This is a genomic window from Marinomonas vulgaris, from assembly GCF_018145875.1.
In the GTDB taxonomy this organism is placed as follows: domain Bacteria; phylum Pseudomonadota; class Gammaproteobacteria; order Pseudomonadales; family Marinomonadaceae; genus Marinomonas; species Marinomonas vulgaris.
In genome coordinates this window covers 319,177-344,898 of the sequence record NZ_JAGSSV010000001.1, presented here as the reverse complement: position 1 = coordinate 344,898, position 25,722 = coordinate 319,177, and the positions used below count along the sequence as shown (strand labels likewise).

General features: G+C 48.6%; 28 protein-coding genes. 15 read left to right on the top strand and 13 right to left on the bottom strand.

What is annotated here, in order from left to right; translation table 11 throughout:
* Positions 1–160: 160 nt before the first annotated feature.
* A complete protein-coding gene (locus tag J9B83_RS01665; RefSeq protein WP_211534976.1) occupies positions 161–931 on the bottom strand; it encodes a DeoR/GlpR family transcriptional regulator in 771 nt (256 codons plus the stop codon).
* Positions 932–1,091: 160 nt separating this feature from the next.
* Here J9B83_RS01665 and glpK point away from each other — a divergent pair, with 160 nt between their 5' ends.
* Complete coding sequence (gene glpK, locus J9B83_RS01660; RefSeq protein WP_211534975.1) at positions 1,092–2,576, top strand: glycerol kinase GlpK; 1,485 nt, start codon at positions 1,092–1,094, stop codon at positions 2,574–2,576.
* Between the two features lie 19 nt (positions 2,577–2,595).
* Here glpK and J9B83_RS01655 read toward each other — a convergent pair whose 3' ends face one another.
* The 3 genes from J9B83_RS01655 to J9B83_RS01645 form a co-directional block, all read right to left on the bottom strand.
* Positions 2,596–3,111: a DUF501 domain-containing protein gene (locus J9B83_RS01655; RefSeq protein WP_211534974.1), complete on the bottom strand. Its 516-nt coding sequence runs from the start codon at positions 3,109–3,111 to the stop codon at positions 2,596–2,598.
* Positions 3,112–3,141: 30 nt separating this feature from the next.
* Complete coding sequence (locus J9B83_RS01650; RefSeq protein WP_211534973.1) at positions 3,142–3,552, bottom strand: energy transducer TonB; 411 nt, start codon at positions 3,550–3,552, stop codon at positions 3,142–3,144.
* A gap of 221 nt (positions 3,553–3,773) precedes the next feature.
* Complete coding sequence (locus tag J9B83_RS01645) at positions 3,774–5,189, bottom strand: aminotransferase-like domain-containing protein (protein WP_211534972.1); 1,416 nt, start codon at positions 5,187–5,189, stop codon at positions 3,774–3,776.
* 237 nt (positions 5,190–5,426) lie between these two features.
* Between J9B83_RS01645 and J9B83_RS01640 the strand changes: the two genes are divergently transcribed.
* The gene (locus J9B83_RS01640) at positions 5,427–5,906 is read left to right on the top strand and encodes a peroxiredoxin (RefSeq protein ID WP_211534971.1); all 480 of its coding nucleotides are present in this window, start codon (positions 5,427–5,429) and stop codon (positions 5,904–5,906) included.
* 76 nt (positions 5,907–5,982) lie between these two features.
* On the opposite strand, the gene J9B83_RS01635 is transcribed toward J9B83_RS01640, so the two are convergent.
* Entirely contained in the window at positions 5,983–6,933 is a 951-nt protein-coding gene (locus tag J9B83_RS01635; protein ID WP_211534970.1) for a LysR family transcriptional regulator, read from the bottom strand.
* A 134-nt stretch (positions 6,934–7,067) separates the two neighbouring features.
* Here J9B83_RS01635 and J9B83_RS01630 point away from each other — a divergent pair, with 134 nt between their 5' ends.
* The 3 genes from J9B83_RS01630 to aroQ all read left to right on the top strand — a co-directional run bounded on the left by J9B83_RS01630 (position 7,068) and on the right by aroQ (position 10,894).
* Positions 7,068–8,483, top strand: a complete 1,416-nt coding sequence (locus J9B83_RS01630; RefSeq protein WP_211534969.1) for an acetyl-CoA carboxylase biotin carboxylase subunit — start codon at positions 7,068–7,070, stop codon at positions 8,481–8,483.
* A gap of 18 nt (positions 8,484–8,501) precedes the next feature.
* Positions 8,502–10,307 (top strand): sodium-extruding oxaloacetate decarboxylase subunit alpha, encoded by a 1,806-nt coding sequence (gene oadA / locus J9B83_RS01625; RefSeq protein ID WP_211534968.1) that lies wholly within the window; start codon positions 8,502–8,504, stop codon positions 10,305–10,307.
* A gap of 134 nt (positions 10,308–10,441) precedes the next feature.
* A complete protein-coding gene (aroQ, locus tag J9B83_RS01620) occupies positions 10,442–10,894 on the top strand; it encodes a type II 3-dehydroquinate dehydratase (protein ID WP_211534967.1) in 453 nt (150 codons plus the stop codon).
* On the opposite strand, the gene arsB is transcribed toward aroQ, so the two are convergent.
* From arsB to J9B83_RS01605, 3 genes are read right to left on the bottom strand one after another with little or no spacing between them, the layout of a single operon-like run.
* A complete protein-coding gene (arsB, locus tag J9B83_RS01615; RefSeq protein ID WP_211534966.1) occupies positions 10,891–11,907 on the bottom strand; it encodes an ACR3 family arsenite efflux transporter in 1,017 nt (338 codons plus the stop codon). The genes aroQ and arsB overlap by 4 nt on opposite strands.
* Before the next feature lie 44 nt (positions 11,908–11,951).
* Positions 11,952–12,686 (bottom strand): arsenical resistance protein ArsH, encoded by a 735-nt coding sequence (arsH, locus tag J9B83_RS01610; protein WP_211534965.1) that lies wholly within the window; start codon positions 12,684–12,686, stop codon positions 11,952–11,954.
* A gap of 38 nt (positions 12,687–12,724) precedes the next feature.
* Positions 12,725–13,060 (bottom strand): metalloregulator ArsR/SmtB family transcription factor, encoded by a 336-nt coding sequence (locus J9B83_RS01605; protein ID WP_211534964.1) that lies wholly within the window; start codon positions 13,058–13,060, stop codon positions 12,725–12,727.
* A gap of 506 nt (positions 13,061–13,566) precedes the next feature.
* Here J9B83_RS01605 and J9B83_RS01600 point away from each other — a divergent pair.
* The gene (locus J9B83_RS01600) at positions 13,567–14,289 is read left to right on the top strand and encodes a zeta toxin family protein (RefSeq protein WP_211534963.1); all 723 of its coding nucleotides are present in this window, start codon (positions 13,567–13,569) and stop codon (positions 14,287–14,289) included.
* A 14-nt stretch (positions 14,290–14,303) separates the two neighbouring features.
* Positions 14,304–14,465 carry a hypothetical protein gene (locus J9B83_RS01595; RefSeq protein WP_211534962.1) on the top strand — a complete coding sequence of 54 codons (162 nt, stop codon included), beginning with the start codon at positions 14,304–14,306 and terminating at the stop codon, positions 14,463–14,465.
* Between the two features lie 92 nt (positions 14,466–14,557).
* Here J9B83_RS01595 and pepQ read toward each other — a convergent pair whose 3' ends face one another.
* A complete protein-coding gene (pepQ, locus tag J9B83_RS01590) occupies positions 14,558–15,877 on the bottom strand; it encodes a Xaa-Pro dipeptidase (RefSeq protein WP_211534961.1) in 1,320 nt (439 codons plus the stop codon).
* A gap of 52 nt (positions 15,878–15,929) precedes the next feature.
* Positions 15,930–16,127: a hypothetical protein gene (locus J9B83_RS01585; RefSeq protein ID WP_211534960.1), complete on the bottom strand. Its 198-nt coding sequence runs from the start codon at positions 16,125–16,127 to the stop codon at positions 15,930–15,932.
* Positions 16,128–16,244: 117 nt separating this feature from the next.
* On the opposite strand from J9B83_RS01585, the gene J9B83_RS01580 reads away from it, so the two are divergent.
* The 5 genes from J9B83_RS01580 to J9B83_RS01560 all read left to right on the top strand — a co-directional run bounded on the left by J9B83_RS01580 (position 16,245) and on the right by J9B83_RS01560 (position 19,793).
* A complete protein-coding gene (locus J9B83_RS01580) occupies positions 16,245–16,907 on the top strand; it encodes a cytochrome b/b6 domain-containing protein (protein WP_211534959.1) in 663 nt (220 codons plus the stop codon).
* 113 nt (positions 16,908–17,020) lie between these two features.
* Entirely contained in the window at positions 17,021–17,686 is a 666-nt protein-coding gene (locus J9B83_RS01575) for a glutathione S-transferase (protein ID WP_211534958.1), read from the top strand.
* 117 nt (positions 17,687–17,803) lie between these two features.
* Complete coding sequence (locus tag J9B83_RS01570) at positions 17,804–18,781, top strand: hypothetical protein (protein WP_211534957.1); 978 nt, start codon at positions 17,804–17,806, stop codon at positions 18,779–18,781.
* Positions 18,782–18,885: 104 nt separating this feature from the next.
* Positions 18,886–19,332 carry an antitoxin Xre/MbcA/ParS toxin-binding domain-containing protein gene (locus tag J9B83_RS01565; RefSeq protein WP_211534956.1) on the top strand — a complete coding sequence of 149 codons (447 nt, stop codon included), beginning with the start codon at positions 18,886–18,888 and terminating at the stop codon, positions 19,330–19,332.
* Positions 19,332–19,793, top strand: coding sequence for an RES family NAD+ phosphorylase (locus J9B83_RS01560; RefSeq protein WP_211534955.1), 462 nt, complete (start codon positions 19,332–19,334; stop codon positions 19,791–19,793). Before J9B83_RS01565 ends, J9B83_RS01560 begins: the two co-directional genes overlap by 1 nt.
* Before the next feature lie 42 nt (positions 19,794–19,835).
* Here the strand turns inward: J9B83_RS01560 and J9B83_RS01555 are convergent, their stop codons facing one another.
* Entirely contained in the window at positions 19,836–20,984 is a 1,149-nt protein-coding gene (locus J9B83_RS01555; RefSeq protein WP_211534954.1) for an alpha-hydroxy acid oxidase, read from the bottom strand.
* Positions 20,985–21,099: 115 nt separating this feature from the next.
* Here J9B83_RS01555 and J9B83_RS01550 point away from each other — a divergent pair, with 115 nt between their 5' ends.
* Entirely contained in the window at positions 21,100–22,014 is a 915-nt protein-coding gene (locus J9B83_RS01550) for a LysR family transcriptional regulator (RefSeq protein WP_211534953.1), read from the top strand.
* On the opposite strand, the gene J9B83_RS01545 is transcribed toward J9B83_RS01550, so the two are convergent.
* Together J9B83_RS01545 and J9B83_RS01540 are read right to left on the bottom strand one after the other, a co-directional pair.
* Positions 22,005–22,973: a sugar kinase gene (locus tag J9B83_RS01545; RefSeq protein ID WP_211534952.1), complete on the bottom strand. Its 969-nt coding sequence runs from the start codon at positions 22,971–22,973 to the stop codon at positions 22,005–22,007. The two genes, J9B83_RS01550 and J9B83_RS01545, sit on opposite strands and share 10 nt — an antisense overlap.
* 169 nt (positions 22,974–23,142) lie before the next feature.
* Complete coding sequence (locus J9B83_RS01540) at positions 23,143–24,156, bottom strand: LacI family DNA-binding transcriptional regulator (RefSeq protein ID WP_236037040.1); 1,014 nt, start codon at positions 24,154–24,156, stop codon at positions 23,143–23,145.
* A gap of 111 nt (positions 24,157–24,267) precedes the next feature.
* Here J9B83_RS01540 and J9B83_RS01535 point away from each other — a divergent pair, with 111 nt between their 5' ends.
* Positions 24,268–25,341: a zinc-binding metallopeptidase family protein gene (locus J9B83_RS01535; protein WP_211534951.1), complete on the top strand. Its 1,074-nt coding sequence runs from the start codon at positions 24,268–24,270 to the stop codon at positions 25,339–25,341.
* 72 nt (positions 25,342–25,413) lie between these two features.
* Entirely contained in the window at positions 25,414–25,722 is a 309-nt protein-coding gene (locus tag J9B83_RS01530; protein ID WP_211534950.1) for a DUF6172 family protein, read from the top strand.

Sequence of the window (25,722 nt, the reverse complement as noted above, 5' to 3'; positions counted from 1 at the left end):
ACGAATGATGAAACACGAACGAGTTAATGCCTTGCTCGTGTTCGAAAGTGAACATTTATGTTCGATAGTAAACGTCTAAAGAGGGTATGACAACATGGATTTGTGACGTTATGGTGAAAAAATAAGCAAAAGAGAAGAAAAACCAGACGTTAGGCTGGTTTTATGTCGGCGTGCAGAGTTCTAGGCGCACCTTGTGTTCTTTCATCAGGGTCGTGATGACTTTAGGCGGCTGGGCGTCGGTAAACAAGCGATCCACTTGCATAAGGTTGCCCAGTCGAACCACGGCATTGCGGCCAAATTTGGCATTGTCGGCGGCCAAAAAGACACAGCGTGAATTATTAATAATGCTTTGAGCGACGCGCACTTCTTGGTAGTCGTAATCCAACAAAGAGCCGTCATTCGGGTCGATGGCACTAATGCCGATGATGCCAAAATCCACACGGAACTGATTGATAAAATCCATGGTGGCTTCCCCCATCACACCGCCATCTCGTGAGCGCACCGTACCGCCAGCGATAATCACGGTAAAGTCTTCTTTTGCGCTTAAAATGGTGGCCACATTGAGGTTGTTGGTGATGACCTGTAAGCCTTGATGGTTGAGCAATGCCCGCGCCACGGTTTCCGTGGTGGTACCAATATTAATAAACAAGGAAGCATTGTTAGGGATTTCCGCCGCGATGCGTTTAGCAATTTGTTCTTTGGCGGATAATTGCAGTATCTGCCGGGTGGCGTAGGCCACATTTGTGGTGCTGGAATCACAGCTGGCCCCGCCATGGTGTCGGCGAATTTGCCCTGATTTTGCTAACTCGTTGATATCACGTCGAATGGTTTGGGGCGTTACGGCAAATTGGCTCGCCAGCTCGTCGATAGTCACATAGCCTTTGTCTTTTACTATGGCGACAATATTATCTTGGCGAGAGAGTTGGCCCATGGTGTTTTTTTCTCCTAAAAAAGGTTACTGCTTGCTAAACAAGTGTTCATTGGTTTTTAATAGAAATATTCGTATTTGAATATCTATGTTCAAAAAACAAAACAACAATTAATTGAGTCGCTTGTTATTCGAGTGGCCGTGATGTCAAAGAGAATCCACCATGACCCATTATATTCTTGCTATCGACCAAGGAACCACCAGTTCTCGCGCTATTTTATTTGATGAAAAAGGAGCGCGAGTTGGCCAAGCTCAGCAAGAGTTTCCACAGATTTTCCCTAACGACGGTTGGGTCGAACACGACCCGGAAGACATTTGGGAGTCCACTTTGTCGGTTTGTCGTTCTGTGCTTAAGGATACAGGCATCGCGGCGCAAGCGATAGCAAGCATCGGTGTTACCAATCAGCGTGAAACCACCATTTTGTGGGACACAGAAACTGGCAAGCCGATGTACAACGCTATTGTATGGCAAGACAGACGCACCAGTGCATTTTGCCAGCAATTAACCGATCAAGGTCTGGATGAGCGCGTTCAACAAAAAACCGGTTTACTGATTGACCCTTACTTTTCGGCCACCAAGGTACGTTGGGTGCTGGACAATGTCGACGGCGCGCGAGAAAAAGCACAAGCCGGAAAATTAGCCTTTGGCACGGTCGACAGCTTCTTGCTGTGGCGACTGACCAACGGTCAGTCACATAAAACCGACGCCACTAATGCGGCGCGTACCATGGCGTTTAATATCCATACGCAAGAATGGGACAAAGAACTGATCGATTTATTGGGCATCGGCGATGTTGTGTTCCCCGAAGTGATGGATTGCAGCGCCGATTTTGGTCTCATCGACACGGCTTGGTTAGGTGCGGCGATTCCGGTGAACGGTATGGCGGGTGACCAGCAAGCGGCATTGATTGGTCAGGCATGTTTTACCCCTGGCATGGTGAAAAGTACCTATGGCACAGGGTGCTTCATGATTCTTAACACCGGCGATACGCCAATTCGCTCAGAGCATAAGTTGTTGACCACGGTAGGTTATCGTTTGGACGGCAAGGTGACTTACGCTTTAGAGGGCAGTATTTTTGTCGCGGGCGCTGCGATTCAATGGTTGCGCGATGGACTGAAGTTGTTTGCTGATGCCAAAGAAACCCAAAGTCTGGCCAAACAGGCGCTCAACGACGACTCTGTGTATCTAGTGCCCGCGTTTACCGGCTTGGGTGCGCCTTATTGGGATCCTGATGCGCGCGGCGCCATGATAGGTTTAACGCGAGACACCAGTGTGTCGGACATCGTCAGCGCGGGCTTGCGTTCGGTGTGTTATCAAACACGAGACTTGGTGGGCGCCATGGCACAAGACGGCGCGACCTTTAGTTCGTTGCGGGTAGATGGCGGCATGGTGATGAACGACGTTATGGTGCAATTCTTAAGTGACTTATTGGAAATCACCGTAGAGCGTCCCTGTGTCACTGAAACCACCGCCTTGGGTGCGGCGTTTTTAGCAGGTCTGCGTACTGGAATTTATCCTTCACTCGACGCCATCCATGACCTTTGGCAAGCGGACAAACGCTTTGAACCTACGATGGAAAAGGGCACAGGCGACAAGCTTTACCAAGGTTGGCAAAAAGCCGTTGATCGCGTTCGTACCCGAAACTAGAGCAGTTTAGATAAAGGGATTATTCGGCGTCAGCAATGGCCTTGATGCCGTATTCCTCATCAAGGATACGACCAATCACATTATCGCCTGCTAAGTGGTGGGCGTATTGCATGTGCAAACAACGTACTTTATCCCAATTGGCAATGCCGCCAATACCCAAGGTATCAAACAGCGGCTTAAAGCCTTTCTCTTCGATGATCGCCTTATGTTCATCACTCATGACTTCCCAGCGGCGAGCAATGTAATCGCGATGAGAGGCGTAATGAGCTTCACGCAGGGCTTCGTCGTCTAAAATACGTTGCTCTAACTCTTTTACAACACCGTGGCTTTCTATTTTGGCCAAGGCTTTGTCGATGGCCTTACTAGACAGCCAATACAGAGTTGGGAATGGTTGGTTGAACACCCAGGTTTCCATTTCCAATACTTGCGGCGTGCCATTGGGCGAATAATGGGCAATGGCGTTGATGCCGCTCGGTGCACGGCCAAGTTGGCCAGTAATAATATCGATATCGTGCTGAGAAAGAGGAGTTGTCATAGTATTTGAATCGTTTTGTTGAATGGGCTATTAAAGCGAAAACGCAGGAAAACTGGCGGCGAATTTTTGAATCCATTCTGCGGCGGCTTCGTTGTAGTTAAGTCGGCGGCCGTCAATTTTGGCTTGGCGTCGATAATGTTCGATCTGAGAGAGTTGCTCTATCATGCGTACGCAGTAGCATTCTTCTTTTGTGGGGAATTCAATCGCTAGATGGTATCCATCAACCTCTTTATTGCACGACACAACACGACCAGAAACACAGAAATTAGGGTCTATTTCTTCTAATGTGATTCTGACCGAGCGCCCATTATCAAAAGGACGCAGGGTGACATAAGTAATACCGACAAACCCAGCTCTTTCGGCGCTGATGGGCGGGAAAGGCTGATCTTCAATTAGCGTAATGTCTAATGGAAGGTCTCTCGGATGTGCAACAAATTCCATCGCAACAAGCCAACTATTAAAAATGATATTTACGTTATCGGCCAACTAGGCAGAGTGTTTAAAAAAAGAATGCGAATTGTACGCTTTTTGCTCTTTCTGTACAGATTAATTTTAAAATGTGAGATCTAAAATTCATAACTTTCACTTATATGGGGGAAACATGAGCCTGACCCGTTTCTGACCTAGCTAATGTGTCTGTTTTTCTATGGGAGGTATGATGCTCAGTGGTGTATTTGCGACTGGCTTAATTTCCCAAGTTCTCTCAGCGCAGAGTCGATTTTATTGTCCCAGTTGAGCGCATAGTTTAAACGAAAATGATGGTGGAACTGGGCGGTAAAACTGAACACTAATCCGGGTAATAGGCCAATGCCGGCTTCCAGCGCTTGTGCGTGCAGCTTCATGGCGTTTACCTTAGGAGGTAAGGTGACCCACAATAGAAACCCTCCTTTAGGATCAGACACTTCAGTCCCGACAGGAAAGTGCGCTTGAATCACCTGTTGGCAACGTCGTAGATTGTCTTGATAGGCCTGACGGGTTTTGCGCAAGTGCCTGTCGTAGGCGCCATTTTCTAAAAAGTTGGCAATAGCGGTTTGGGTAAGCGTCGGAATGGCCAAAGACTGAGCGTAAGCATTGTGCTCAATTTGCCCTTGAAAGCGACCACCCACCAACCAACCGATACGAAACCCCGGCGCGATGCTTTTCGAAAAGGAGCTGCAGTAAATCACCGTGTTGTCTTGGTCGTCGGCTTTTAATGCGCGTTCGCGCTTGTCTTGGTAGCTTAATTCCCCGTACACATCGTCTTCAATGAGAGTGAAATGATGCTCAACCGACTGACGGATAAGACGTAACCTTTGTGCTGGCTTTAATGAACTGCCTGTTGGGTTTTGATTGTTTGGCGTGACAACACAAGCTTTGATGTCCCATTGGCTTGCCGCCTTATCTAACACCTCTAAATCCAGCCCTTCGCTGGTAGAGCAAGGGATTTCAATGGCTTTGAGCTGCAGCGCTTCAACGGCTTGTAACACTCCATAATAAGCCGGGCTTTCGATGGCGATGGTATCGCCCGGTTGTGTTACCGCTTGCAAAGACAGCATAAGCGCATTTTGGCAGCCAAGGGTGATGGTGATCTCATCGGGCTGAAGCTGACAACCGCTGTCGAGCATGCGAATGGCAATTTGGCGACGTAAAGCAAGGGAGCCCGGAGTGAATTCGTACGACACGCACACTTCCGGTTCAAGACGCATCAAACGGCCAACAGAGCGTTGCAGCTGACGAATGGGTAAATATTGGCTTTTGGGCACAGCTGAGCTGAACGACACCAAGCCTTCGTCTTGAGAAGAATGCAATAAACGCTGCAATAAGGTATGAACAGATTCGTCGTTCTTTGTTGGCTCAATGCTGCTGGCAATCGAGGTTTTCATCTGATTTTCTTGAACGAAATACCCTTTCTGCGGACGAGCCTTAATCACCCCACGGTCTTCTAACACACTATAGGCTTGCAACACAGTGGCCACACTGACTTCCATTTGCTTACTGGATTTTCGTACAGAAGGAATCTTCGCGCCTGGTAAAAATACACCGTCTTGAACTTGTTGTTCAATTTGATTGGCAATTTTCTCGTAAAGGGGGCAATCCATACAGTACAGGTCGATTCGATAATAATGAGACGCTTAATCTACCAGATTGGCTTATTGAAAGAAATCTAAGCCGAGGGGCTGGGGGCGTTCAGATCAAAGTGAAAAAGACAGCAATGATTTATCAAAATTGGCCTCCCATCAGAAACAACTGCTCAGTCAATTTACCATTGTTTGATGGTTTTTTTATTAGAGGATGCGGTAATATTGACGTAACTTAATTCTCTGGAGATACAGTGTATGTCGATTCATGTTGGTGATATGTTGCCTCATGGTACGTTTCAAGTAATGGGAGAAGAAGGTCCTGAGACTGTAGATGTCACCGAATTTTTCTCAGGCAAAAGCATTTTGATGTTTGCCGTGCCAGGGGCGTTCACACCGACCTGCAGTGCAAGTCACTTACCTGGGTTTGTTGTGCATTACGATGCTCTTAAAGAAAAAGGCTTGGATGATATTGTCTGTTTATCAGTAAACGATATTTTTGTGATGAATGCCTGGGGCATCGCAAATAATGCAGAACATTTAATCATGGCGGCCGACGGTCTGGCCGAATTCACCTGTTCAATGGGATTGGAGCTAGATATTTCAGCGGCGAAAATGGGCATTCGTAGCCGTCGCTACGCGATGTTGGTGTCCAATGGCATAGTGCAGCAGCTTTGGCTCGACGAGCCAGGCGAATACAAAATTAGCTCAGCAGAATACGTACTAAGCCAGCTGTAAGTCTCTATCGAACACAAGAAAATGAACACAATAAAGCCTTGAAAACGACGCCTTGAGCGTCGTTTTTTTATGCCTGCTAGTGCTGGGTCATTCGCGCAAACATGTGTTCAAACTGCCCGATGTTTTGTTGTATGTAATCGATAAAAGAGCGCATGGCGGGGGTGGGGTGGCGACCTTGTGGATGTATCAAGCACCAAGATCGGCGCAGAGGAAAGTCGTTGACGGGAACCTGCGCTAAAGTGCCTAACGCCAGTTCCGATAAAATACCCAATTTGGGCAATACCGCCACGCCTAAGCCCGCAATCACCGCGTGTTTAATCGCGTCGTTGGAGCCAATTTCCATGCTTGCTTGCAGTCGTACTCGTTGTTTTTGGCAATGCAATTCGAGCGCCAAGCGATTACCAGAACCGGCTTCTCTGAGCAGTATGCCGTGCTCTAAAAAGGTCTGAAGTGACACATTCGGTGCCGTTAGTACAGGGTGATGTTGAGGGGCGACGGGGATCAGTTCATTGTCCAAAAATGGCAGACTAAACATGGGTTTGTCGTTCGGCACCATGCCCATAATAACCAATTCGTCGTGCTGTTCACTGAGCCTTGCAATGGCGGCAGCGCGATTCATCACTTTTACATTCACCGTCACATTTGGATGTAAGTTGGTGTAGGCGCGCAACAAATACGGCACGATATACTGTGCGGTACTGACTGCCACCAAGGTTAATTCTCCAGCTATGAGCCCTGTTTCTGTCGATAAATCTTCTTGAAAGCGTTGAATTTCGTCGAACATGGCCACAATACACTGGGCTAAGCGTTTTGCGGTGGGCGTGCTGTACAGCTGTCGTCCCACGTATTCAAACAAAGGTTGCTCTAGCGCGTGTTCAAGTTGGCGAATTTGATTGCTCACCGCAGGCTGGCTTAAGCCGAGCATGTCGCCGGCACGGCTGTAGCTGCTTAATTCATACACGCTCTTAAATACCTGCAATTGCCGAAACGTTAAGCGGCTGACCAAATTTTGTACACTCTGTGGCATGGTTTGCTTCCTGGCGGTTTATCTATCACGGATAGCTTATAGATAAATGTTGTAATATCAATTTTTCCTTTGGTTGATCTTTGAGTAGTCTGCTAGTAGTTCAAAAAAAGCGTCAACAACAAAGGGAGAGTCTCATGTTAAAAAAAGTGTTGATTGCCAACCGAGGGGAAATCGCGGTTCGCATCATTCGCGCTTGCTCAGAGGCTGGAATTCGCTCTGTCGCGATATTCACTGAGCCGGATCGTTATGCGCTGCATGTTAAGCGCGCCGACGAAGCCTACTCGTTGGGCGAAGACCCATTGGCAGGGTATTTAGATCCGCTGCGATTGGTGAATTTGGCCATCGAAACTGGCTGTGACGCAATTCATCCAGGTTATGGATTTTTATCAGAGAACGCCTATTTTGCGGAATTATGCGAGCAAAAAGGCGTGGCGTTTATCGGCCCTCATTCTTCAGTTATTCATAAAATGGGCGACAAAACCCAAGCCCGTGACAGCATGCGCGCCGCAGGCATTCCTATTACCCCAGGTTCAGAAGGGAATTTGGCGAACTTAGAAGAAGCGTTGGCGTTGGCAGGCAAAACCGGCTATCCGGTGATGATCAAGGCCACCTCGGGTGGCGGCGGTCGCGGTATTCGTCGTTGCGACAGCCCAGAAGAATTGACCGCGCAATATCCGCGAGTGATTTCAGAAGCGACCAAGGCGTTTGGCTCAGCGGAAGTCTTTTTGGAAAAATGCATCGTCGACCCTTGTCACATCGAAGTGCAAATTTTGGCGGATTCCCAAGGCAACGCCATTCACCTTTATGAACGAGATTGCTCGATTCAACGACGCAATCAAAAGCTGATCGAAATCGCCCCTAGTCCGCAATTAACCCCCGAACAGCGACAGTATATTTGCGATTTGGCCGTACGTGCCGCGCAGGCCGTAGGCTACCAAAATGCCGGCACCGTGGAGTTTTTGTTGTCTGGCAACGAAGTCTACTTCATGGAAATGAATACCCGAGTGCAGGTAGAGCACACCATCACCGAGCAAATTACCGGTGTCGACATAGTGCGCGAGCAATTGCGTATTGCCGCTGGGCTGCCGTTAAGTTTTCGTCAAGAAGACATTCAATACCGTGGCTACGCTATGCAATTTCGCATCAACGCCGAAGACCCGAAAAACGACTTCTTGCCCAGCTTTGGTCGCATTACCCATTATTACGCGCCGGGTGGACCAGGTGTGCGAGTCGATACCGCTATTTACACCGGCTACGAGATTCCGCCGTACTTTGATTCCATGTGTTTGAAGCTGGTGGTATGGGCGCTAACGTGGGACGAAATGGTCGCCCGCGGCCGCCGCGCTATAGATGATATGCGTTTGCATGGCATTAAAACCACGTCGACCTATTATCAAGAAATTCTCAAACATCCCGACTTTATTAAGGGCGAATTTAATACCAGTTTTGTGCCCGCACACCCAGAATTGCTCAATTATTCCATTAAACGCAACCCAAGTGACATTGCCTTGGTATTGGCGGCGGCGATTGCTGCCCACGTTGGACGATAATCCGCAGGAGGAAGACAGATGAACCAGGTTAAACAAAAAGTAGAGATCACCGACGTGACCTTGCGCGATGCTCATCAATCGCTGATCGCCACACGCATGCGCACAGAAGACATGTTGCCGATTTGTGAAAAGCTCGATCAAGTGGGCTTTTGGTCATTGGAAGTGTGGGGTGGCGCAACCTTCGATGCCTGCGTACGTTTTTTAAAAGAAGACCCATGGGAGCGTTTGCGCCAGTTGCGCGCTGCCTTGCCTAACACCCGTTTGCAAATGCTGCTACGCGGACAAAATCTACTCGGTTACCGCCATTATGCCGACGATGTTGTAGAAGCCTTTGTGCAAAAAGCCGCCGACAATGGCATCGATGTGTTCCGAGTGTTTGATGCCCTTAACGATTTACGCAACATTGAAACCGCGATGAAGGCGGTGAAAAAAGCCGGCAAACACGCCCAAGGCACCATTTGTTACACCACCAGCCCAGTACACACGCCAGCCTTGTTCGTGGAGCAAGCCAAGGCCATGCAAGCCATGGGCGCAGACTCCATTGCGATTAAAGACATGGCGGGATTGCTCACACCTTATGCCACCTACGACTTGGTGAAAGCCATCAAAGACGCGGTGGATTTGCCCTTGGTGATTCACAGCCATTCGACCTCTGGATTGGCGCCCTTGTGCCAGTTAAAAGCCATCGAAGCGGGAGCGGATCGTATTGATACTGCGATTTCTTCCTTTGCCAGCGGCACCAGTCACCCAGCGACTGAATCCCAAGTGGCGGCATTAAAAGATACCGATTACGACACCGGGTTAGATTTAACCTTGTTGTCTGAAATCGCCGACTACTTTCACGAGGTGCGCAAAAAATACCACCAGTTTGAAAGTGAATTTACTCGCGAAGACGTGTCGGTGCAGATCAATCAGGTGCCGGGCGGTATGATGTCGAACTTGGCGAATCAGTTGAAAGAGCAAAACGCTTTGGACAAAATTCGTGAGGTATTTGCCGAAATTCCACGGGTGCGTGAAGATCTTGGTTTTCCGCCCTTGGTCACACCTACGTCGCAAATTGTCGGCACACAAGCGGTGTACAACGTGCTGGCGGGACAGCGTTATAAAACCATTACCAACGAAGTGAAGCGCTACTTGTTGGGCGGATACGGTCAGCCTCCTGCCGAGGTAAACACCATCTTACAGAAAAAAGCGGTAGGCAACGAATTGGTCAACGAAGGGCGTCCGGCGGACGCCATTGCGCCTGAATTGTATCGTCTTCGTGACGAAATCGGCGCGCTGGCGCAGTCAGAAGAAGACGTGCTGACCTTTGCCATGTTTCCTGAATTAGGTCGTGAATTTTTGCAGCAACGAGCCGACGGCACCTTAACGCCAGAGGTTCTATTGCCTATCGAAGCGGCTGGTCACACTACGAGTGCGGGTTTGGCAACGGAATTCAGTATTGATGTGCACGGTGAAATTTACAACGTGGAAATCACCGGTATGGGCGATTTTGGTGTTGGCAAGCGCAAGCTGTATTTGTCGCTGGATGGCATGCCAGAAGAAGTGGTGTTTGAGTCTTTGAACGAATACGTGGCCGAAGGCGGCAGCGGTCGATCTCGCGCCACCGAGCCGGGTCATGTGAGCGCCGCCATGCCGGGCAACATCATCGAGGTATTGGTCAAAGAAGGCGACACCGTGAAAGCGGGTCAAGCCGTATTGGTCACCGAAGCGATGAAAATGGAAACCGAAGTGCATGCCAACGTCGCTGGTACGGTCAAAGGGGTTTTTGTGACCAAAGGCGACCGAGTCACACCCGGTGAAACCCTGATAGACATCGTTTAGCACCCGGTTAAGCGCAATAAAACTCAAACGGGTTACTCTTATGATGAAATCTCTCTTTGCTGCAAGGTGAAGGGAGATTTTTTATGGCGTACAATTTAACGCCTTATCTGGCGAATTATTAAGGAGCAATCACAGTGTCGATTATCATGGTGTTAAATGGTCCGAACTTGAATTTATTGGGCACACGGGAGCCAGCGACGTACGGCCATGAAACCTTGGCCGATGTGGAAGCCATGTGTCAGGCGACCGCGGCGACTCTTGGTCATGACGTCGAGTGTTATCAGTCAAATCACGAAGGTGCGCTGGTGGATTGGATTCACGAGGCAGGGCGTCGGATTAAGTCCGGCGAGGTTTTGGGCGTGGTATTTAACCCTGGCGCTTATACGCACACATCGATTGCCTTACACGATGCGATCATCGGCGCCCAAGTGCCCGTGATCGAGGTGCACATCAGTAATGTGCACGCTCGCGAAGCCTTTCGTCACCATTCTTATATTTCACCCGTGGCGGCGGGAATTGTGGTTGGCATGGGCGTACAAGGTTATGTCTTGGCGCTACAAGGTTTGGTGCACAAACTCGGCGCTTAGGCAAACCAATGGCGTGTGCGGTTGGCGAACCACACCAAACTCAGCATCACAGGGACTTCGACGAGTACCCCGACCACGGTGGCCAAAGCGGCGCCAGAGTGCAAACCAAACAAAGAGATGGCGACGGCGACGGCCAATTCAAAGAAATTTGACGTGGCGATCATGCTCGCCGGTGCCGCTTCGTTGTGAGGCAGTTTGAACTTTTTCGCTAAGAAATACGCGATGGCAAAAATGCCGTACGTTTGAATCAGTAAAGGAATTGCAATCAGTACAATGGCTTGTGGTTTGGACAAAATGGTTTGTGCTTGAAAACCAAACAGCAACACCACGGTGGCCAATAAACCAGCGATTGACCAAGGCTTCATGGTGCTTAAAAAGCCATCGAGCTTAGAGTGATCGTCGCGACGATCCAGCGCTTTGCGGGTCAGCGCACCAGCAATTAATGGCACCAATACATACAAGACCACCGAAATCAGCAAGGTATTCCACGGCACATGAATGTCGGTCGCGCCCAGCAATAAGCCAGCGATGGGCGCAAAGGCGAAAATCATAATCACGTCGTTGATGGAAACCTGCACCAGAGTGTAATTGGCGTCGCCTTTCGTCATCTGACTCCACACAAACACCATGGCGGTACAAGGTGCCACGCCGAGTAGAATCATCCCAGCGATGTATTCTTGGGCGCTTTGTGGATCGACCCAAGAGGCAAAAATCACCTTAAAGAACAACCAACCGAGCAACGCCATAGTGAAGGGTTTGATCAACCAGTTGATCACCAAGGTCAGCGCCAATCCCTTCGGGTTTTTGCCCACATCTTTAATCGAAGAAAAGTCGATTTGCACCATCATGGGGTAGATCATTAGCCAGATCAGCACGGCGATAACAAAGTTTACGTGGGCGTATTCCAAGCCTGCGACAGTGGCAAAAATATCTGGCGCGACGCTGCCAGCGATAACGCCCCCGATAATCGCCAAGCCCACCCAGACGGTGAGATAACGCTCAAATAACCCCATGATATTTCCCTTGTACTTGGTTGGTGTGTGATCTGTTGTTTGTTCTAAATAGAACGCTGATTAACCCGTTGGCTCAATTGCTCTGCACTTTCCACGCGCTCGGAATAACGATCCACTAGGTAGTCTTTGTTGTCTCGGGTCAGCAAGGTGAATTTCATCAACTCTTCGAGCACGTCGACAATGCGGTTGTAGTAAGACGAAGGTTTCATGCGACCGTCTTCTTCAAATTCCAAGAAGGCTTTGGCCACAGAAGATTGATTTGGAATGGTCACCATGCGCATCCAGCGGCCTAAAATACGCATCTGATTGACCGCATTAAATGACTGAGAACCGCCGCTGACCTGCATCACCGCTAGAGTTTTGCCTTGTGTCGGGCGCACACTGCCGATGCTTAACGGCACCCAATCGATTTGGCTTTTTAAAATGCTGGTCATGGCTCCGTGACGTTCTGGTGAGCACCAAACTTGGCCTTCTGACCACATCATTAACTCGCGTAATTCTGCGACTTTAGGATGACTACCGTCGTCAGTATCGGGTTGAGGTAGATCGGTTGGGTTGAAGATCTTCACCTCTGCGCCCCAAGAGGCCAGTAAGCGTGCTGATTCTTCAATCACCAAACGGCTATAAGAGCGCTCACGTAATGACCCGTACAACAGCAAGATGCGTGGTTTGTGCGTGCTGGGGGAGGTAGAAAAACCGTCGTTAGAAGGCGTTCTGAACGACGCTTGATCAATATTGGGTAGATCTGTTGTCGGTGACTCAGTGTGAGCGTTGCTCATGACATGATTCCTTAAAAGTAGGCTTTAAACAGTCAGACTTAGCAGCAGATATTGTCTGCTGTTGGATTCGGTAAAATACGCTTTAGCGCCGCTTGGTAATAATCAGGATTATGCTCGGCCGTGTCTTGGATGACCTTAACCGCCCAGCTAGGTAGATCTGGGTGCAAGCGATAATAGACCCACTTACCGCGGCGCTCATCTTGCAAAATACCGCACTTGCGTAACTCCGCGAGGTGGCGAGACATCTTAGGTTGATCCAGCTCCATCGCCGCCATCAACTCGCACACACAGGCTTCTTCTACACGGGAAATCAACATCAGCGAATGCAACCGAGTGTCATCCGCGAGGCACTTGTAAAATTTACAGGGATTCATAAATACATCCGAAAAATAATATATGTGAATAATCATATATGTTAGCAGGCAAGTCAACGATAAACTAACGCTATCAGTTTAACATGACGAGATTTCGTGGGAATTGGAGTTGCTACTAAATGATGTAACAAGACAAGAGACAGGGGGCCGTATTGCTATGAACGTTAAATTTGGCGACGGTAACAGGTCAAGCGATAATTTTCTTTAATACGAATCTGACCGATCTATTTATAATTGGATCTAGGATGCTGTTTTCAATACGACTGAAATATCAATGAGGTCGCGACTTACGCCAGCTTTGGCAAGTTCGTCATCGTGCAGAAATTAAGTGCTTCTGATACATTACTGGATAACTGCGAATGGCTCTTAAAGAAAGGAATGGTCGTCTATTATGGACCGGACGATACGGTCACTTCTTTCTACACAATAGCAGGTGAGCGAACAGATACTAACAATCAACCGGAAACATACCAACTGGTTTCTTAATGAATCTAAGATTGCAAAAGATGCCCAAAGTCACTGAAAGCGACATCAAAAATACAGCGGTTATATACGCAAAAAGTATAAAAAAGGCGTTCGCAAAGAAAGTGGTCGACCCTTTATCTCCCGAGGAAAAGCCTGTATCTGTTTTTATGGCGGGTTCACCCGGAGCGGGTAAAACAGAAGTCGCTCGGCTCATCATTCGGGACTTTGAAGATGAATATGGGGTAAATCTAGTTCATATTGAAAATGATGAGCTTAGAAAAGAGTTTGCGGGCTATGATGGGCACAACTCACCGCTCTTTCAAAAGCCAGCAACAATACTGGTTGAAGCTATACATGATCGTGCTTTGAGCCGCTCAATCAGTTTTGTACTGGATTCAACATTAGCAAGCTTTGAAAAGGCACAAAAAAATATTGAACGCTCGCTGGCAAAGGGTAGATACATTCAAATTATTTTTGTTTATCAAGAGCCGGAGCAGGCATGGGAATTAGTCAAAGCAAGAGAAAAAGTAGAAGGTAGAAGAGTGCCACCAGAAGTGTTTGTTGAGCAGTTTATGGGCTCTCAACACGTGGTAAGTAAGTTAAAGCATCTGTTTAATGATGAAATTAACATCATATTTATGGAAAAAAATATTTATAAAAAAGACAAAAATGAAAAGCCAAAGTTTAACGTGGCTGATATTGACGTGATTTTGCGCAAAAAGTACAATCGTGAGCAATTAGAGGCTATTGTAGGCCTACGGTAGTGAAGGAACGAGCAATGCTAATATCAAAAAAAGCAAAACTAAAATCAACGCCTTTTTCCGACTTTTTTCGCTACGCAAAATCGGCAGAAAAGCGTAAGTTTTTCGATCGAATCGCCAAGAAAGCGATTGAAGAGCAGCAACAGATGCTTGAGAAAGCCAAGAATATGCCGCAGTAAATAACGATCTTGAAAATAAGCCGCTTAACCGCGGCTTTTTTGTGTCTAGAATAAACTAAAACGAACAGTGCCCTCTTGCGAGGGCGTTTTTGTCAGCGAATCTCGTCAAACGCCGCCCTGGTGAGGTTGTCGGGTTGCTGGTTTTTCACTATCACGTTGTCTTCAATGCGTATGCCGCCGTAGGGCATAAATTGCTGGATTTTCGCCATGTCGCAGCCATGTTTTGCGATGTTGGCTTGCATTTTGTCGATCAACATAGGAATGAAGTAAAGGCCGGGTTCGATGGTGATGACCATGTTTTCTTCTAAGGTGCGGGTGAGTCGCAAGAAGGGGGCTTCCTCCGTTGGAGGGCTTAAAGTGCCGGCTTTGTCGATTTGATGGCCACCTACATCGTGTATCTGTAAGCCCAATAAATGCCCTAATCCATGAGGGAAAAACACCTGCGGGATGCGTTTCGCCAGTTGTTCTTCTACGCTGAGAGCGCAGATTTTATGGTTGTGCAGTAAGGTAGCAATGCCGACGAGGGTCTCTTGATGCAAATCCCGAAAAGCGACGCCCGATGTGGCGTGTCGGCACAAGGATTGCTCCATCGCGTCGAGGTCATTGAGTAATGCGCTGAACTCGTCGTCTTGGCGCACAAAGGTGCGAGTGATGTCGCTGGCGTAGCCGTGTTCGCTGGCGCCGGCGTCGATGAGTAACGTGCGTGATGTGAGAGATTTGCCGATAGATTTGTGCTCATAATGCAACACCGCCGCGTGTTCGTTGAGGCCAACGATGCCTGGGTAGGGTTCTTGTGCCGCTGTTTGCTGGCTGGCGTTTAAGAAAGCAAGGTGAATTTCCAGTTCGCTGCCACCGGCTAAAAAAGCCTCTTTGGCGGCCAGATGCCCTTTTGCACCTCGCAGGCTGGCGCGGCGCATGGCTTGTTGTTCAAATTCGGTTTTTACGGCTTTGTCGAAATCCACATAGGCTTTTAAACCCTCGCATGGCACGGTGGCAGGCAAGCGATCGCCCTGTGTCAAGGTAGGCCCAAGCCAAGCGGTGCGTGCGGGCAGATCTTGGAACCAAAAATCGTTTTTACGAGCGCTGACCAGTTGCCAATCTGACTGCCAATCGCCGTTTGTCACAGGGTTGGGTGCGTGCCAAAAATCGTCTCTTATTGGCCAAACTAGCGTGGGCTTTTGGCCACTGCGCAGCACAATAAAGGTGTCGGCACCAAGGGAAAAGGGCAACCATTGTTGAGCGCCGGAATAGGCGTGAAAAGGGTGAGTGTGGTCGTCTTGGAAATAATAGGTCTTTTCCCCAGATGCCAACACAATGGCGTCTAGGCCAAAGTGCGTCATGGCGTCTTCATAACGATGTGTGAGTACGGCAAGGTGGTTTTGGTAAGTGGCATTCGTTGATGTTGGGTTCATCAAAAAGGTTCCTTGTGCTTGTGGCTTATAGGCTTTTTATCTATGGGTGTGTTTAGTTTTGTGCGTTGAATTTTCGAAAGGCAAAGACGAGGCTGCGAAACAGTACAAAGGCGCACAGTACAGAAATACCGGCCAGTAAAAGGTCGTTTTGCACGTTAAAAAGCGCTTTGAAACTATAGAAAAAAATAATGGTCAGAATAATGCGCACTAAGCTATCAACTAAGGGGTGCAGTTTTGAAGAGGTCGCCACGGTGGGGCTCCTTTGATAAGGTGAAAATACATGACAAGACAGTGTAGTGTCGAAATTCGTTAGAAAAAGACTGTCCCACAAAACGACGTGTAAGCCAATGCCTTGGAGGGCGATGACATGAAATCTAAATCGACATTAGTTTGGGATTGGCCGGTGCGCGTAAGTCATTGGCTAATGGCGCTCTTGTTTACCGGCTTGATTGTCAGTGGTAAATCCGACGGGCAATACATCGAGTACCATTTTTACATGGGTTACGGCTTGTCTGCTGTGGTGATTGCTCGTGTTTTATATGGGTTTTATGGCTCTTACTACGCGCGATTTCAGCAGTTTATTAAGGGGCCTAAAGCAGTCGCGGATTATCTTGTTTCTGTGTTAAAAGACAAGCCTCGGGCGCATTTAGGCCATAACCCCTTGGGCGGCTGGATGGTATTGGTGTTGCTCGGTGCCTTGACGATACAGTGGACAACAGGGTTGTTCAGCAGCGACGATATCTTTTGGTTTGGTCCCTTTAATGGCATGGTGTCAGAAGACTTGGTCGGCGAACTGGTATCGATTCATCGCCAGTTGCCCGATATTTTGATTGGGCTGGTGGCGCTGCATATTGCCGCGGTGTTTTATCATGAAGTTCGGCTAAAAGAGCGATTGGCTCATGCCATGGTTAACGGGAAAAAGCCTTACCAGAAAGCGGCTGTATTAGTCGCCACACCTCGTTGGGGCGTGATTTTTTCTTTATTCATTGGGTTGGTGTGGTTGGCTGCCCTGTGGTTAATGCCGATTTAGATGCTAGCGGGTGGTGGCCGATGATTTAACTTCATCTCTTTATAGGCTTTCGTCGTATCAGGGATATCACGCATTGTGCGTTTGTTGTCCCGATAGGCCAGAAAGGAGGTTGTATGATTACCGTTCACCATTTAGAGAATTCCCGTTCCCAGCGTATTGTTTGGTTGCTAGAAGTGCTTGAGCTTGAGTACAAGATTGTGGAGTACAAGCGCGATCCAAACACATCTGAAGCGCCTGCTGCGTTGCTGAAGGTTCATCCTTTGGGGAAATCTCCGGTGATCACCGATGGTGAGCTGACCATCGCCGAATCTGGGGCAATCATTGAATATCTTGTCGACCGTTACGATACAGAACAGCGCTTAAAACCGACCAGCGGCCAAGCTTTGTTAGATTATCGTTACTGGTTGCACTTTGCCGAAGGCTCCATGATGCCTTTGTTGGTGATGAAGCTGGTGTTGTCGAAAGTCCCCGAAAGTCCTATGCCGTTTTTTGTTAAACCGATTGCCAAGGTCATGTGTTGTAAAATTCAGGAAAAATTTATCCAACCGCGTTTGCAGCCTCAGATGGCTTTTATCGAGAAAACTCTTGGTCAGCATACCTGGTTTTCGGGTGAGCAGTTCACCGCCGCCGATATTCAAATGAGCTTTCCATTGCAAGCCTCTTTGATGGGGGCAGAACGACATCGCTTTCCCAACATCAGCCGTTTTCTCAAACAGGTTGATGCCATGACCAGCTATCAAAAAGCCGTCGAAAAAGGCGGCGCTCTTAACGCGTTATAGACTTTGTACGACGACGTGACCTTAATGCCTCTCCCGACAACGATTAAATACCCAAAGCTCGCGACATTTTTTTAATAAGCGTTTACAGTTTGCGCCATTCTTGTTGGGAGTGGAAAAATGCAAACACACATAAAGCGTTGGGCAGGGCGATTGTTTCAAGGCTTGTTTAGAGAGATTTTCGATGTCACCTGGACGCTGTATAAAATCATGGTGCCGATGATCATCGTGATTAAGGTGGTAGAGGAGTTGGGTGGCATTGAGCTGTTGAGTCTATGGCTCGGGCCCGTGATGTCGATCGTCGGTTTGCCCAGTGAAATTGGTTTGGTGTGGGCGACCACTCTGGTGACCAATATGTACGCTGGGCTGGTGGTGTTCATGAGTCTAGACACCGAATTGACCGTCGCTCAAGTCTCGGTGTTGAGCATTCTGCTGTTGCTGGCGCATTCTCTGCCTGTCGAAGCTGCAGTGGCAAAAAAAGCCGGCGTGGGCATTGTCGCGACACTGACGATTCGCCTTGGCGGCGGTTTACTCATGGGCTGGCTGTTGCACCAGTATTATCACTATTTTGATGTGTTAAATACGCCTGCAGAAGTGGTATGGCGACCTGAATCTACGGTCGATGCCAGCTATCTGGATTGGGCAATTGAGCAGGTGAAAAGTTTGGTGATGATCTTCGTGGTGATTGCTGTGTTGATGACGTTTCTGCGCCTACTGAAGCTGCTCGGCATCGAAAAACTCATGGGCATTATGCTGCGTCCTATTTTATCTGTATTGGGCATCAGCCGTGAAGCGACCAACCTAACCATAGTAGGCATTACCCTAGGCGTGTCTTTTGGTGGTGGTTTATTGATCAACGAAGCCAAACGCGGGCACATCACACCACGGGACATCTTCATCGCCATGATGCTGCTCAATTTAATGCACAGCATGATAGAAGACACCTTGTTGGTATTATTAATCGGCGCCAACTTCACCACCGTCTTTTGGGGGCGCATTGTGTTTTCGATCGTGGTGATCGCTGTTCTAGCCTTCGTTGTCAAACGTATGGATGAAACTCGCTGTCAGAAATACCTGTATTCGAAAGTAGAGACTTAACGAGCTGACAAATACACTGAAAGAAGATGCGTAAATGGTTATACTGACAACATGTTTCACACGCTACAATAAATGTTGCTGTTGCAGCGTATTTTGGAGGTGCTATGACCATTCGAGCGTTTAAACCCAGCAAAAAAGAAAAAATCGGTCTGCTTCCGGCCTTAGCGCTGTCTAACGATCCAGTGAGTGCATCGCGGCAATTAGCAGAAGGATTCGACTTCGCCGTTATTGGGCGCATTGTCAAACAAGCCCAGATAAAACAAGCCACCGTGATGAAAACGGCAGGCATTGACCGTGGCACCTTGAGTCGACATACAAGAGCACGTACGAAATGGACAGGCGCTTCCGCGATTAAAGTCTATAACGCAGCTCGCATCATTGACGCGGCATTAAACTTGTTCGATCAAGACATACAAAAAGCAGAAAATTGGCTAAATACCCCTGCTATTGCTCTTGGTGGCATAAGCCCTGCCAATTACGCCAAATATCCGCTAGGGCAAGAAGCCGTGATCGATCTAATCGGTCGAATTAAGCATGGGGTTGTCATTTAATGAAGCTCTATCGTTTGTGCAAAATGGAATTTGCCGACACGGCATTCGATGGTTATGGCGCAAGAACCTTCGGTGGTCGCTGGAACCCAAAGGGCATGGATTGTGTGTATTTAGGGGAATCAAAATCGGTTTGTTTACTCGAAACAATCGCTCACTTAACCGATGCAAGTGCGCTAGACCAGTTCGCAATGCTGTCCATTGAAGTGCCAGAAGAGTTGATTATGGCGTTTCAAGAAAGTGATTTGCCTGAAAATTGGAGAGATTATCCCGCGCCACAGGCGTTAGCGGATATGGGCGCGGAATGGCTTGAGAATGCGGAAAGCCTTATTTTATTAGTACCCAGCGTCATCTCGGGCGACTTTTGCGCATTACTCAACCCCAAACACCCTCAATGCCAAGAGATCATAGGACTCGCGCAACGGGTCGCGTTTTCTATCGATCCAAGGTTAGCACCAAGGTAACAGTTTAAAATCTGAAATTCGTTTAACTCAAACAACCTGAACCTAAGACCGAAATCTTAGGTTGTCTTTGGTGAGCTGATCGATGGAGGTTTTGCCCATGAGTTTCATGTCGCGCTCGAGTTCGGCTTTCATTAATCCCAGTGCGCGTTCCACGCCAGGTTGTCCTGCGGCGGCCAAGGGGTAGAGGTACATACGACCAATGCCGACGGCTTTTGCGCCGAGGGATAAGGCTTTGAGCACATGTGTACCGCGCTGTACGCCGCTGTCGAAGATCACGTCGATTTCATCGCCCACTTCGTCGACGATTTCTGCTAACTGGTCAAAAGAGCTGCGTGAGCCGTCAAGTTGGCGTCCGCCATGATTGGAAATAATCACCCCAGTACAGCCAATTTCCACTGCTTTTCGGGCGTCTTCGCGGCTCATAATGCCTTTTAAGCAAAACTGGCCGTCCCAGAACTTTACCATTTCGGCCACGTCGTCCCAGTTCATCGATGGGTCGAGCATGTTGGTAAAATAGTCGCCAATTGAAGTGGCGCCAGAGCCCATGTCCACGTGTTCTTCGAGCTGTGGTAGACGAAATTTCTCATGGGTGACGTAATTAATGCCCCACATAGGCTTCAATACAAATTGCAGCATGCCGCTCAGGTTAAGCTTGAAAGGAATGGAGAATCCGGTGCGTAAATCCCGTTCACGGTTGCCGCCGGTGATGGAATCGACGGTGAGCATCATCACCTGAATGCCAGAATCTTTCGCTCGCTGCATCATGGCGCGGTTCAAGGCGCGGTCTTTGTGGAAGTAAAACTGATAGACCTGTGGCGTGGTGGTTTGCTTGGCGATTTCTTCCATGCTCACAGTGCCAAGGGATGATACCCCAAACATGGTGCCGTATTTCTCTGCCGCACCGGCTACCGCGCGCTCGCCATCGTGATGGAACAAGCGCTGCAACGCCGTAGGAGAGCAATAAATAGGCAGAGCGAGTTTTTGCCCCATCACGGTGACTGACAAATCCACATCTTTTACGCCAGTCAACACGCTGGGAACCAGATCGCAGGTTTCAAACGCAGCGGTGTTGCGACGGTAAGTGGTTTCGTCGTCGGCGCCGCCGTCGATGTAGTTAAAAATCGGGCTGGGCAGGCGTTTTTTCGCGAGAGTGCGAAAATCTTGGAAATTGTGGCAGTCTTTGAGTCGCATGGGTTGCTCCTTATATCGTATCGGGTAACTATAACGCCTGTTCTATTTACAATAAATACGACATAAACTAATAAACTCTTTCTTAAAACGTCTTAATATCGCAAGGATAACCTCATTGAATTCTGCCGATTTAACCTTGTTTGTTGCGGTGGCCGACTCAGGCTCGTTCAACAAGGCCGCATTGGGCGCGGGTTTGTCGACGCCTGCGCTAAGCAAACGCATCAGTCGTTTAGAGCAAGATCTTGGTGTGCAGCTGATTCACCGCACTACTAGACGGCTGAGTTTGACCGAAGCGGGCGAAAACCTCTACGTTCATGCCAAAAACATAGAAGGCCAAGTGAGCGATGCCATTGCGTCGGTGTCGGCGTTTAGCCAAGGGGTCACAGGCACCATAAAAATGTCGGTGCCAACCATTTCTGGCGAATTGCTATTGGCCGAAGCCGTGGCGGATTTTTGTCAGCAATACCCCAATATCACCGTAGATATGCGTTTAGAAAACGACTTCGTTGACTTGGTCGGCGAAGGGCTGGATTTGGCCATTCGTACCGGCAAGCTGGAAGATTCGAGCCTGATTGCCAAGCCCTTGATTCAATCGAATTGGGTGGTGTGTTGCTCGCCCGCGTACTTAGAAAAACACGGTGACGTAAGCACACTAGACGGGTTAAAACACCACAATTGCTTGGCGTATACCTATCAAGCACAAGGCTCGTTTGATTGGCGCTTTACCAAGCAAAGCAAGAGTGACAAAACCATAGAAGAAAGCGTGCGCATCGGTGGTAGTTTTGCCACCAACAACGCTCAAGCCTTGCGTAAAGCCGCGTTGGCTGGCTTCGGTATTGTTTATGTGCCCCGATGCTGCGTTTACGAAGACCTGCAAAAAGGCACACTTAAAGCCATTTTGACCGACTACCAACCCCGCCAGTTGGGCGTTTACGCGATTTACCCTTACACCAAATATTTACCTGAAAAGTTGAGATTGCTGATTGAACACATCAAGCAAGCGTATCAGCATAAGAAAGCCTATTTCTGATACGCCGCAGCGTTTTCTAATTCGATAAGCTGTTCTCGAGTGGGTAGGGCTTCGCTGTCTCCGCGTACTTGAACGGTAAGTGAGCCCAGCAAGTTACCGCGTCGCGCTGCCTCGGCGATGCTTAACCCATCTAACAAAGCGGAAATCACTCCAGCGGCAAAGCTGTCGCCCGCACCCACCGTATCCACGACTTTTTCCACGGCAAAGCCAGCAACAGTGCCAGATTCACCTTCGCGTGTTTTGTAATACGCCCCTTCGCTACCTAATTTGACGATCACCGCGTTTACGCCATGCTGCAAATAAAAGTCGGCAATGGCTTCCGGCTGGTCGCTGCCGGTAAGGATTTTGCCTTCTTCTACGCCAGGCAAAACGAGGTCGCTGGCAAAGGCAAATTCATTGGTTTTCGCCACCATGGTGGCTTTATCTGGCCACATGGTAGGGCGCAAATTGGTATCAAAGATGATGCGACTGCCTTGTTGTTTGGCGAGCAAAATCGCCTGTTGAAGGGTGTCTCGCATTGAGTCTGACACCGCGGCGGCGACGCCGGTAATGTGTAAGTGTGTATTCTTGTCAAAAAGCGTGGAATCAATGTCGCTGGGGCTTAAAGTCGAAGCAGCAGAGTCGCGGCGAAAGTATTCGACTTTCGGATCACTGCCGTCGGTGACGTTGGATTTCAGCATAAACCCCGTGGCGTTTTGGTCGCTTTCAGACACCCAATCGGTACGAATATTTTCCTGTTGAATGGCTTGGCGAACAAAGGCGCCAAAGCTGTCTTTGCCTGTTTTGCTGATGTAGCGAGCCTCAAACCCCAAACGCGCCATGCCAATGGCCACATTGACCTCGGCGCCGGCCAATGAACGATGATAATCGCCGACGGTAGATAATTCGCCCGTGGTATTGGCGACAAACATGGCCATGGCTTCACCAATGGTCACGAAAGAAGAAGGGGTTGAGGTCATAATACGGCTCCGCAAGGTGCTCTTTATTGTTATTAAGGGTGTTTGCATTGTTTGAAAACGTATCATGGAATCGGTTCCAAGAAAATACTAAATCAGCGTGTTTTATTGTGTTTGACACTTGGTGCTGTGTTTTTGGAAAGGGGGTTTTGAGAATAATCGAGGTATGGGTTTATGTGGAACGACGCACAATGAGCTCGGCTTTCAGGGTGAGTTGTTGAGCTGAAGTTTGATCTCCTTGAATTCTAGACAACAATCTCGTGCAGGCGGTTTGGCCGATTTCTCGTGTGGGCTGACGCATGACGGTGATGCCGCCTTCGAACAGCTGTGCCCATTCTGGGTCATCGATGGAAATCAGACCAATGTCTGAGCCAATGGCTAGAGTAAGCTGTTGGAGTGCTTTTACGGCACTCATCATGACCACGCCGTTGGTCGTAAAGATCGCCATTTTTTGACCCGTGTGAGTGCGCATAAAGTCTGCAATCACATCGACCAGTGTCGCGACTCTTGTGTTATTTATTTCGGCAATCTGGCAAGTTATTGCGCTATTAGCAGTGAAAAAGGCTCGAATGGCATCGACGCGGGCTTGGCGCGGATCAATGGCGATGGATTCTGTGATCACCAATATGGCGTCGTATGCTTGGTGTTGTAAATGAGTGCAAGCTTGTTGAACGGCGCTTCGGTTGTCGAGGCCAACGCTATCAAAGCCCAATGAAGTATCGATGCGATCGACTAAAACCAAAGGACAGGAAATACGTTGTAAGTTACTAATTTGTTTGTGTGCCATACCCGCAGTGTTAACAATGATGCCGTCTACACGATGGCCTTCTAACAGGGATAAATAGCGATCTTGCAACGCTTCTTGGTTGTCGGTATTGCACACCATCAGCATGTAGCCTTCGCGCTGACAGACCTGTTCGATTCCTTGTAACACCTCGATGGAATACGGGTTGGTCACGTCGGCCAGCAGTAAACCAATGACCTTCGACTGTCCCGCTTTGAGCATTCTAGCAGAGTGATTAGGACGAAAATCCAACTGCTCAATGGCGAGGGCGATTTTTTCCTGCAGGCTGGCGGATAATTTGTCTTGTTCTCCATTGAGGTATCGTGAAACGCTGGTTTTACCCACTTGCGCGTGTTTTGCTACGTCTGAGATGGTCGCGAAAGATTTGCTTTTTTGAGTCAAAATGCCATCCCAATAATAGGGTTTAAAAAGGATAGGTACTGTAAACTATCCTCCTAACAAGGTGCAATTTTCTTCTTTCTATTAGGCTGTGTTTGACACAGTAGGAGCCTTATGAAAATTTTCAGTTGTCAGCAATGTGATCAAACCGTGCTATTTGAAAACACTCACTGCGAGCAATGTTCGTCGGCGTTGGGCTTTTTGCCCGATCAATTGGTGATTAGTGCATTAACGTCAGTAGACAATGCTTGGGTGGCTCTGGCGGATAAAACCGAGCCGGCAAAGCGTTGGTATTACTGCGAAAATCACCAACACCAGGTGTGTAACTGGATGGTTGAAGAAGGCGGCAGCACTTTTTGTGTAGCATGCGATCTGAATCGTCACATTCCTAATTTGGGCAAGGTGGAAGAGCGCCAAGCGTGGCAGCAGTTGGAGTTCGCGAAACATCGCTTGGTGTATTCCCTGTTGCGCCTTGGCTTGCCGATTGTGAGCAAAAAACTGGAACCAGAGGACGGCTTGTCGTTCGATTTCATCTCGGAAAACAATGAGGTTCCAGAGGATGTAAGCGCCATGACGGGCCACGCGGCGGGGCAGGTGACCATTAATGCATCTGAGGGTAATACCGTCGACCGTGAGCAAATGCGTGAAGACATGAACGAATCCTATCGAACCGTGATCGGGCATTTTCGTCACGAAGTCGGACATTATTACTGGGATCAGCTGATATTAGACGATGAGCAAGCATTAGCGGATTTTCGTGCGCTTTTCGGCGATGATCAAGAAGATTATGGCGAAGCCTTAGAGGCCCATTACAAGCAGCCCAATGCCGATTGGCAAAGTGAATTTGTCAGTGTGTACGCGTCGTCCCATGCCTGGGAAGATTGGGCCGAAACTTGGGCGCACTATTTGCATATTGTCGATACTCTAGAAACGGCCAGTGATTTGGGCATGAGTTTGCAACCGGCCGGAACCAACAGCGAAAACTTGGCCGTGATGGTAAACATTGACCCCTTCCACCATGACAACTTCGACGAGATTTTAGCGCAATATCTGCCGCTCACCTTTGCAGTGAACAACTTAAATCGCGGCATGGGTCAGCCCGACTTGTACCCCTTTATTTTGGTTCCGGCAGTACGGGAAAAATTGGCGTTTATTCACCGTTTACTAAAACCCTACCGTGTGGCGTAACATCCGCCGGTAGCAACCCTATGGCTGATCCGTTATCATGCGCGCACGAAACACCCCATTTTTAGGATACCAATGAAAAAGACATTTAAGCTCTCTCACCCAACCATTAAATACCCACGTTTGATCGAAGCGGCAAAAAGCGACGTGAAAAAATACTTGAAAAGAGAGCGCAACAAAACCTTGCCTGACTACGCTGATTATTGGGGCTTCGATTGTCGCTTTGGTCAAACAGAAGACAGCGCAGAAAGCATCTATGTCGGCCAAATTAACGAGAAAATCAGCTTTGCAGAAAGCCAAGAATGGACATCTTTTTACCTAGAAATTTTGGCAACACCGGCTCAACGCACCGCTCATGAACAAGATGATGTTGAGGCCGAATAA

Excerpts from the sequence above, each read along its gene's own strand:
- J9B83_RS01665 (WP_211534976.1), bottom strand. The coding sequence starts at position 931 with ATGGGCCAACTCTCTCGCCAAGATAATATTGTCGCCATAGTAAAAGAC.
- glpK (WP_211534975.1), top strand. The coding sequence starts at position 1,092 with ATGACCCATTATATTCTTGCTATCGACCAAGGAACCACCAGTTCTCGC.
- J9B83_RS01655 (WP_211534974.1), bottom strand. The coding sequence starts at position 3,111 with ATGACAACTCCTCTTTCTCAGCACGATATCGATATTATTACTGGCCAA.
- J9B83_RS01650 (WP_211534973.1), bottom strand. The coding sequence starts at position 3,552 with ATGGAATTTGTTGCACATCCGAGAGACCTTCCATTAGACATTACGCTA.
- J9B83_RS01645 (WP_211534972.1), bottom strand. The coding sequence starts at position 5,189 with ATGGATTGCCCCCTTTACGAGAAAATTGCCAATCAAATTGAACAACAA.
- J9B83_RS01640 (WP_211534971.1), top strand. The coding sequence starts at position 5,427 with ATGTCGATTCATGTTGGTGATATGTTGCCTCATGGTACGTTTCAAGTA.
- J9B83_RS01635 (WP_211534970.1), bottom strand. The coding sequence starts at position 6,933 with ATGCCACAGAGTGTACAAAATTTGGTCAGCCGCTTAACGTTTCGGCAA.
- J9B83_RS01630 (WP_211534969.1), top strand. The coding sequence starts at position 7,068 with ATGTTAAAAAAAGTGTTGATTGCCAACCGAGGGGAAATCGCGGTTCGC.
- oadA (WP_211534968.1), top strand. The coding sequence starts at position 8,502 with ATGAACCAGGTTAAACAAAAAGTAGAGATCACCGACGTGACCTTGCGC.
- arsB (WP_211534966.1), bottom strand. The coding sequence starts at position 11,907 with ATGGGGTTATTTGAGCGTTATCTCACCGTCTGGGTGGGCTTGGCGATT.
- arsH (WP_211534965.1), bottom strand. The coding sequence starts at position 12,686 with ATGAGCAACGCTCACACTGAGTCACCGACAACAGATCTACCCAATATT.
- J9B83_RS01605 (WP_211534964.1), bottom strand. The coding sequence starts at position 13,060 with ATGAATCCCTGTAAATTTTACAAGTGCCTCGCGGATGACACTCGGTTG.
- J9B83_RS01600 (WP_211534963.1), top strand. The coding sequence starts at position 13,567 with ATGCCCAAAGTCACTGAAAGCGACATCAAAAATACAGCGGTTATATAC.
- J9B83_RS01595 (WP_211534962.1), top strand. The coding sequence starts at position 14,304 with ATGCTAATATCAAAAAAAGCAAAACTAAAATCAACGCCTTTTTCCGAC.
- pepQ (WP_211534961.1), bottom strand. The coding sequence starts at position 15,877 with ATGAACCCAACATCAACGAATGCCACTTACCAAAACCACCTTGCCGTA.
- J9B83_RS01580 (WP_211534959.1), top strand. The coding sequence starts at position 16,245 with ATGAAATCTAAATCGACATTAGTTTGGGATTGGCCGGTGCGCGTAAGT.
- J9B83_RS01575 (WP_211534958.1), top strand. The coding sequence starts at position 17,021 with ATGATTACCGTTCACCATTTAGAGAATTCCCGTTCCCAGCGTATTGTT.
- J9B83_RS01570 (WP_211534957.1), top strand. The coding sequence starts at position 17,804 with ATGCAAACACACATAAAGCGTTGGGCAGGGCGATTGTTTCAAGGCTTG.
- J9B83_RS01565 (WP_211534956.1), top strand. The coding sequence starts at position 18,886 with ATGACCATTCGAGCGTTTAAACCCAGCAAAAAAGAAAAAATCGGTCTG.
- J9B83_RS01560 (WP_211534955.1), top strand. The coding sequence starts at position 19,332 with ATGAAGCTCTATCGTTTGTGCAAAATGGAATTTGCCGACACGGCATTC.
- J9B83_RS01555 (WP_211534954.1), bottom strand. The coding sequence starts at position 20,984 with ATGCGACTCAAAGACTGCCACAATTTCCAAGATTTTCGCACTCTCGCG.
- J9B83_RS01545 (WP_211534952.1), bottom strand. The coding sequence starts at position 22,973 with ATGACCTCAACCCCTTCTTCTTTCGTGACCATTGGTGAAGCCATGGCC.
- J9B83_RS01535 (WP_211534951.1), top strand. The coding sequence starts at position 24,268 with ATGAAAATTTTCAGTTGTCAGCAATGTGATCAAACCGTGCTATTTGAA.
- J9B83_RS01530 (WP_211534950.1), top strand. The coding sequence starts at position 25,414 with ATGAAAAAGACATTTAAGCTCTCTCACCCAACCATTAAATACCCACGT.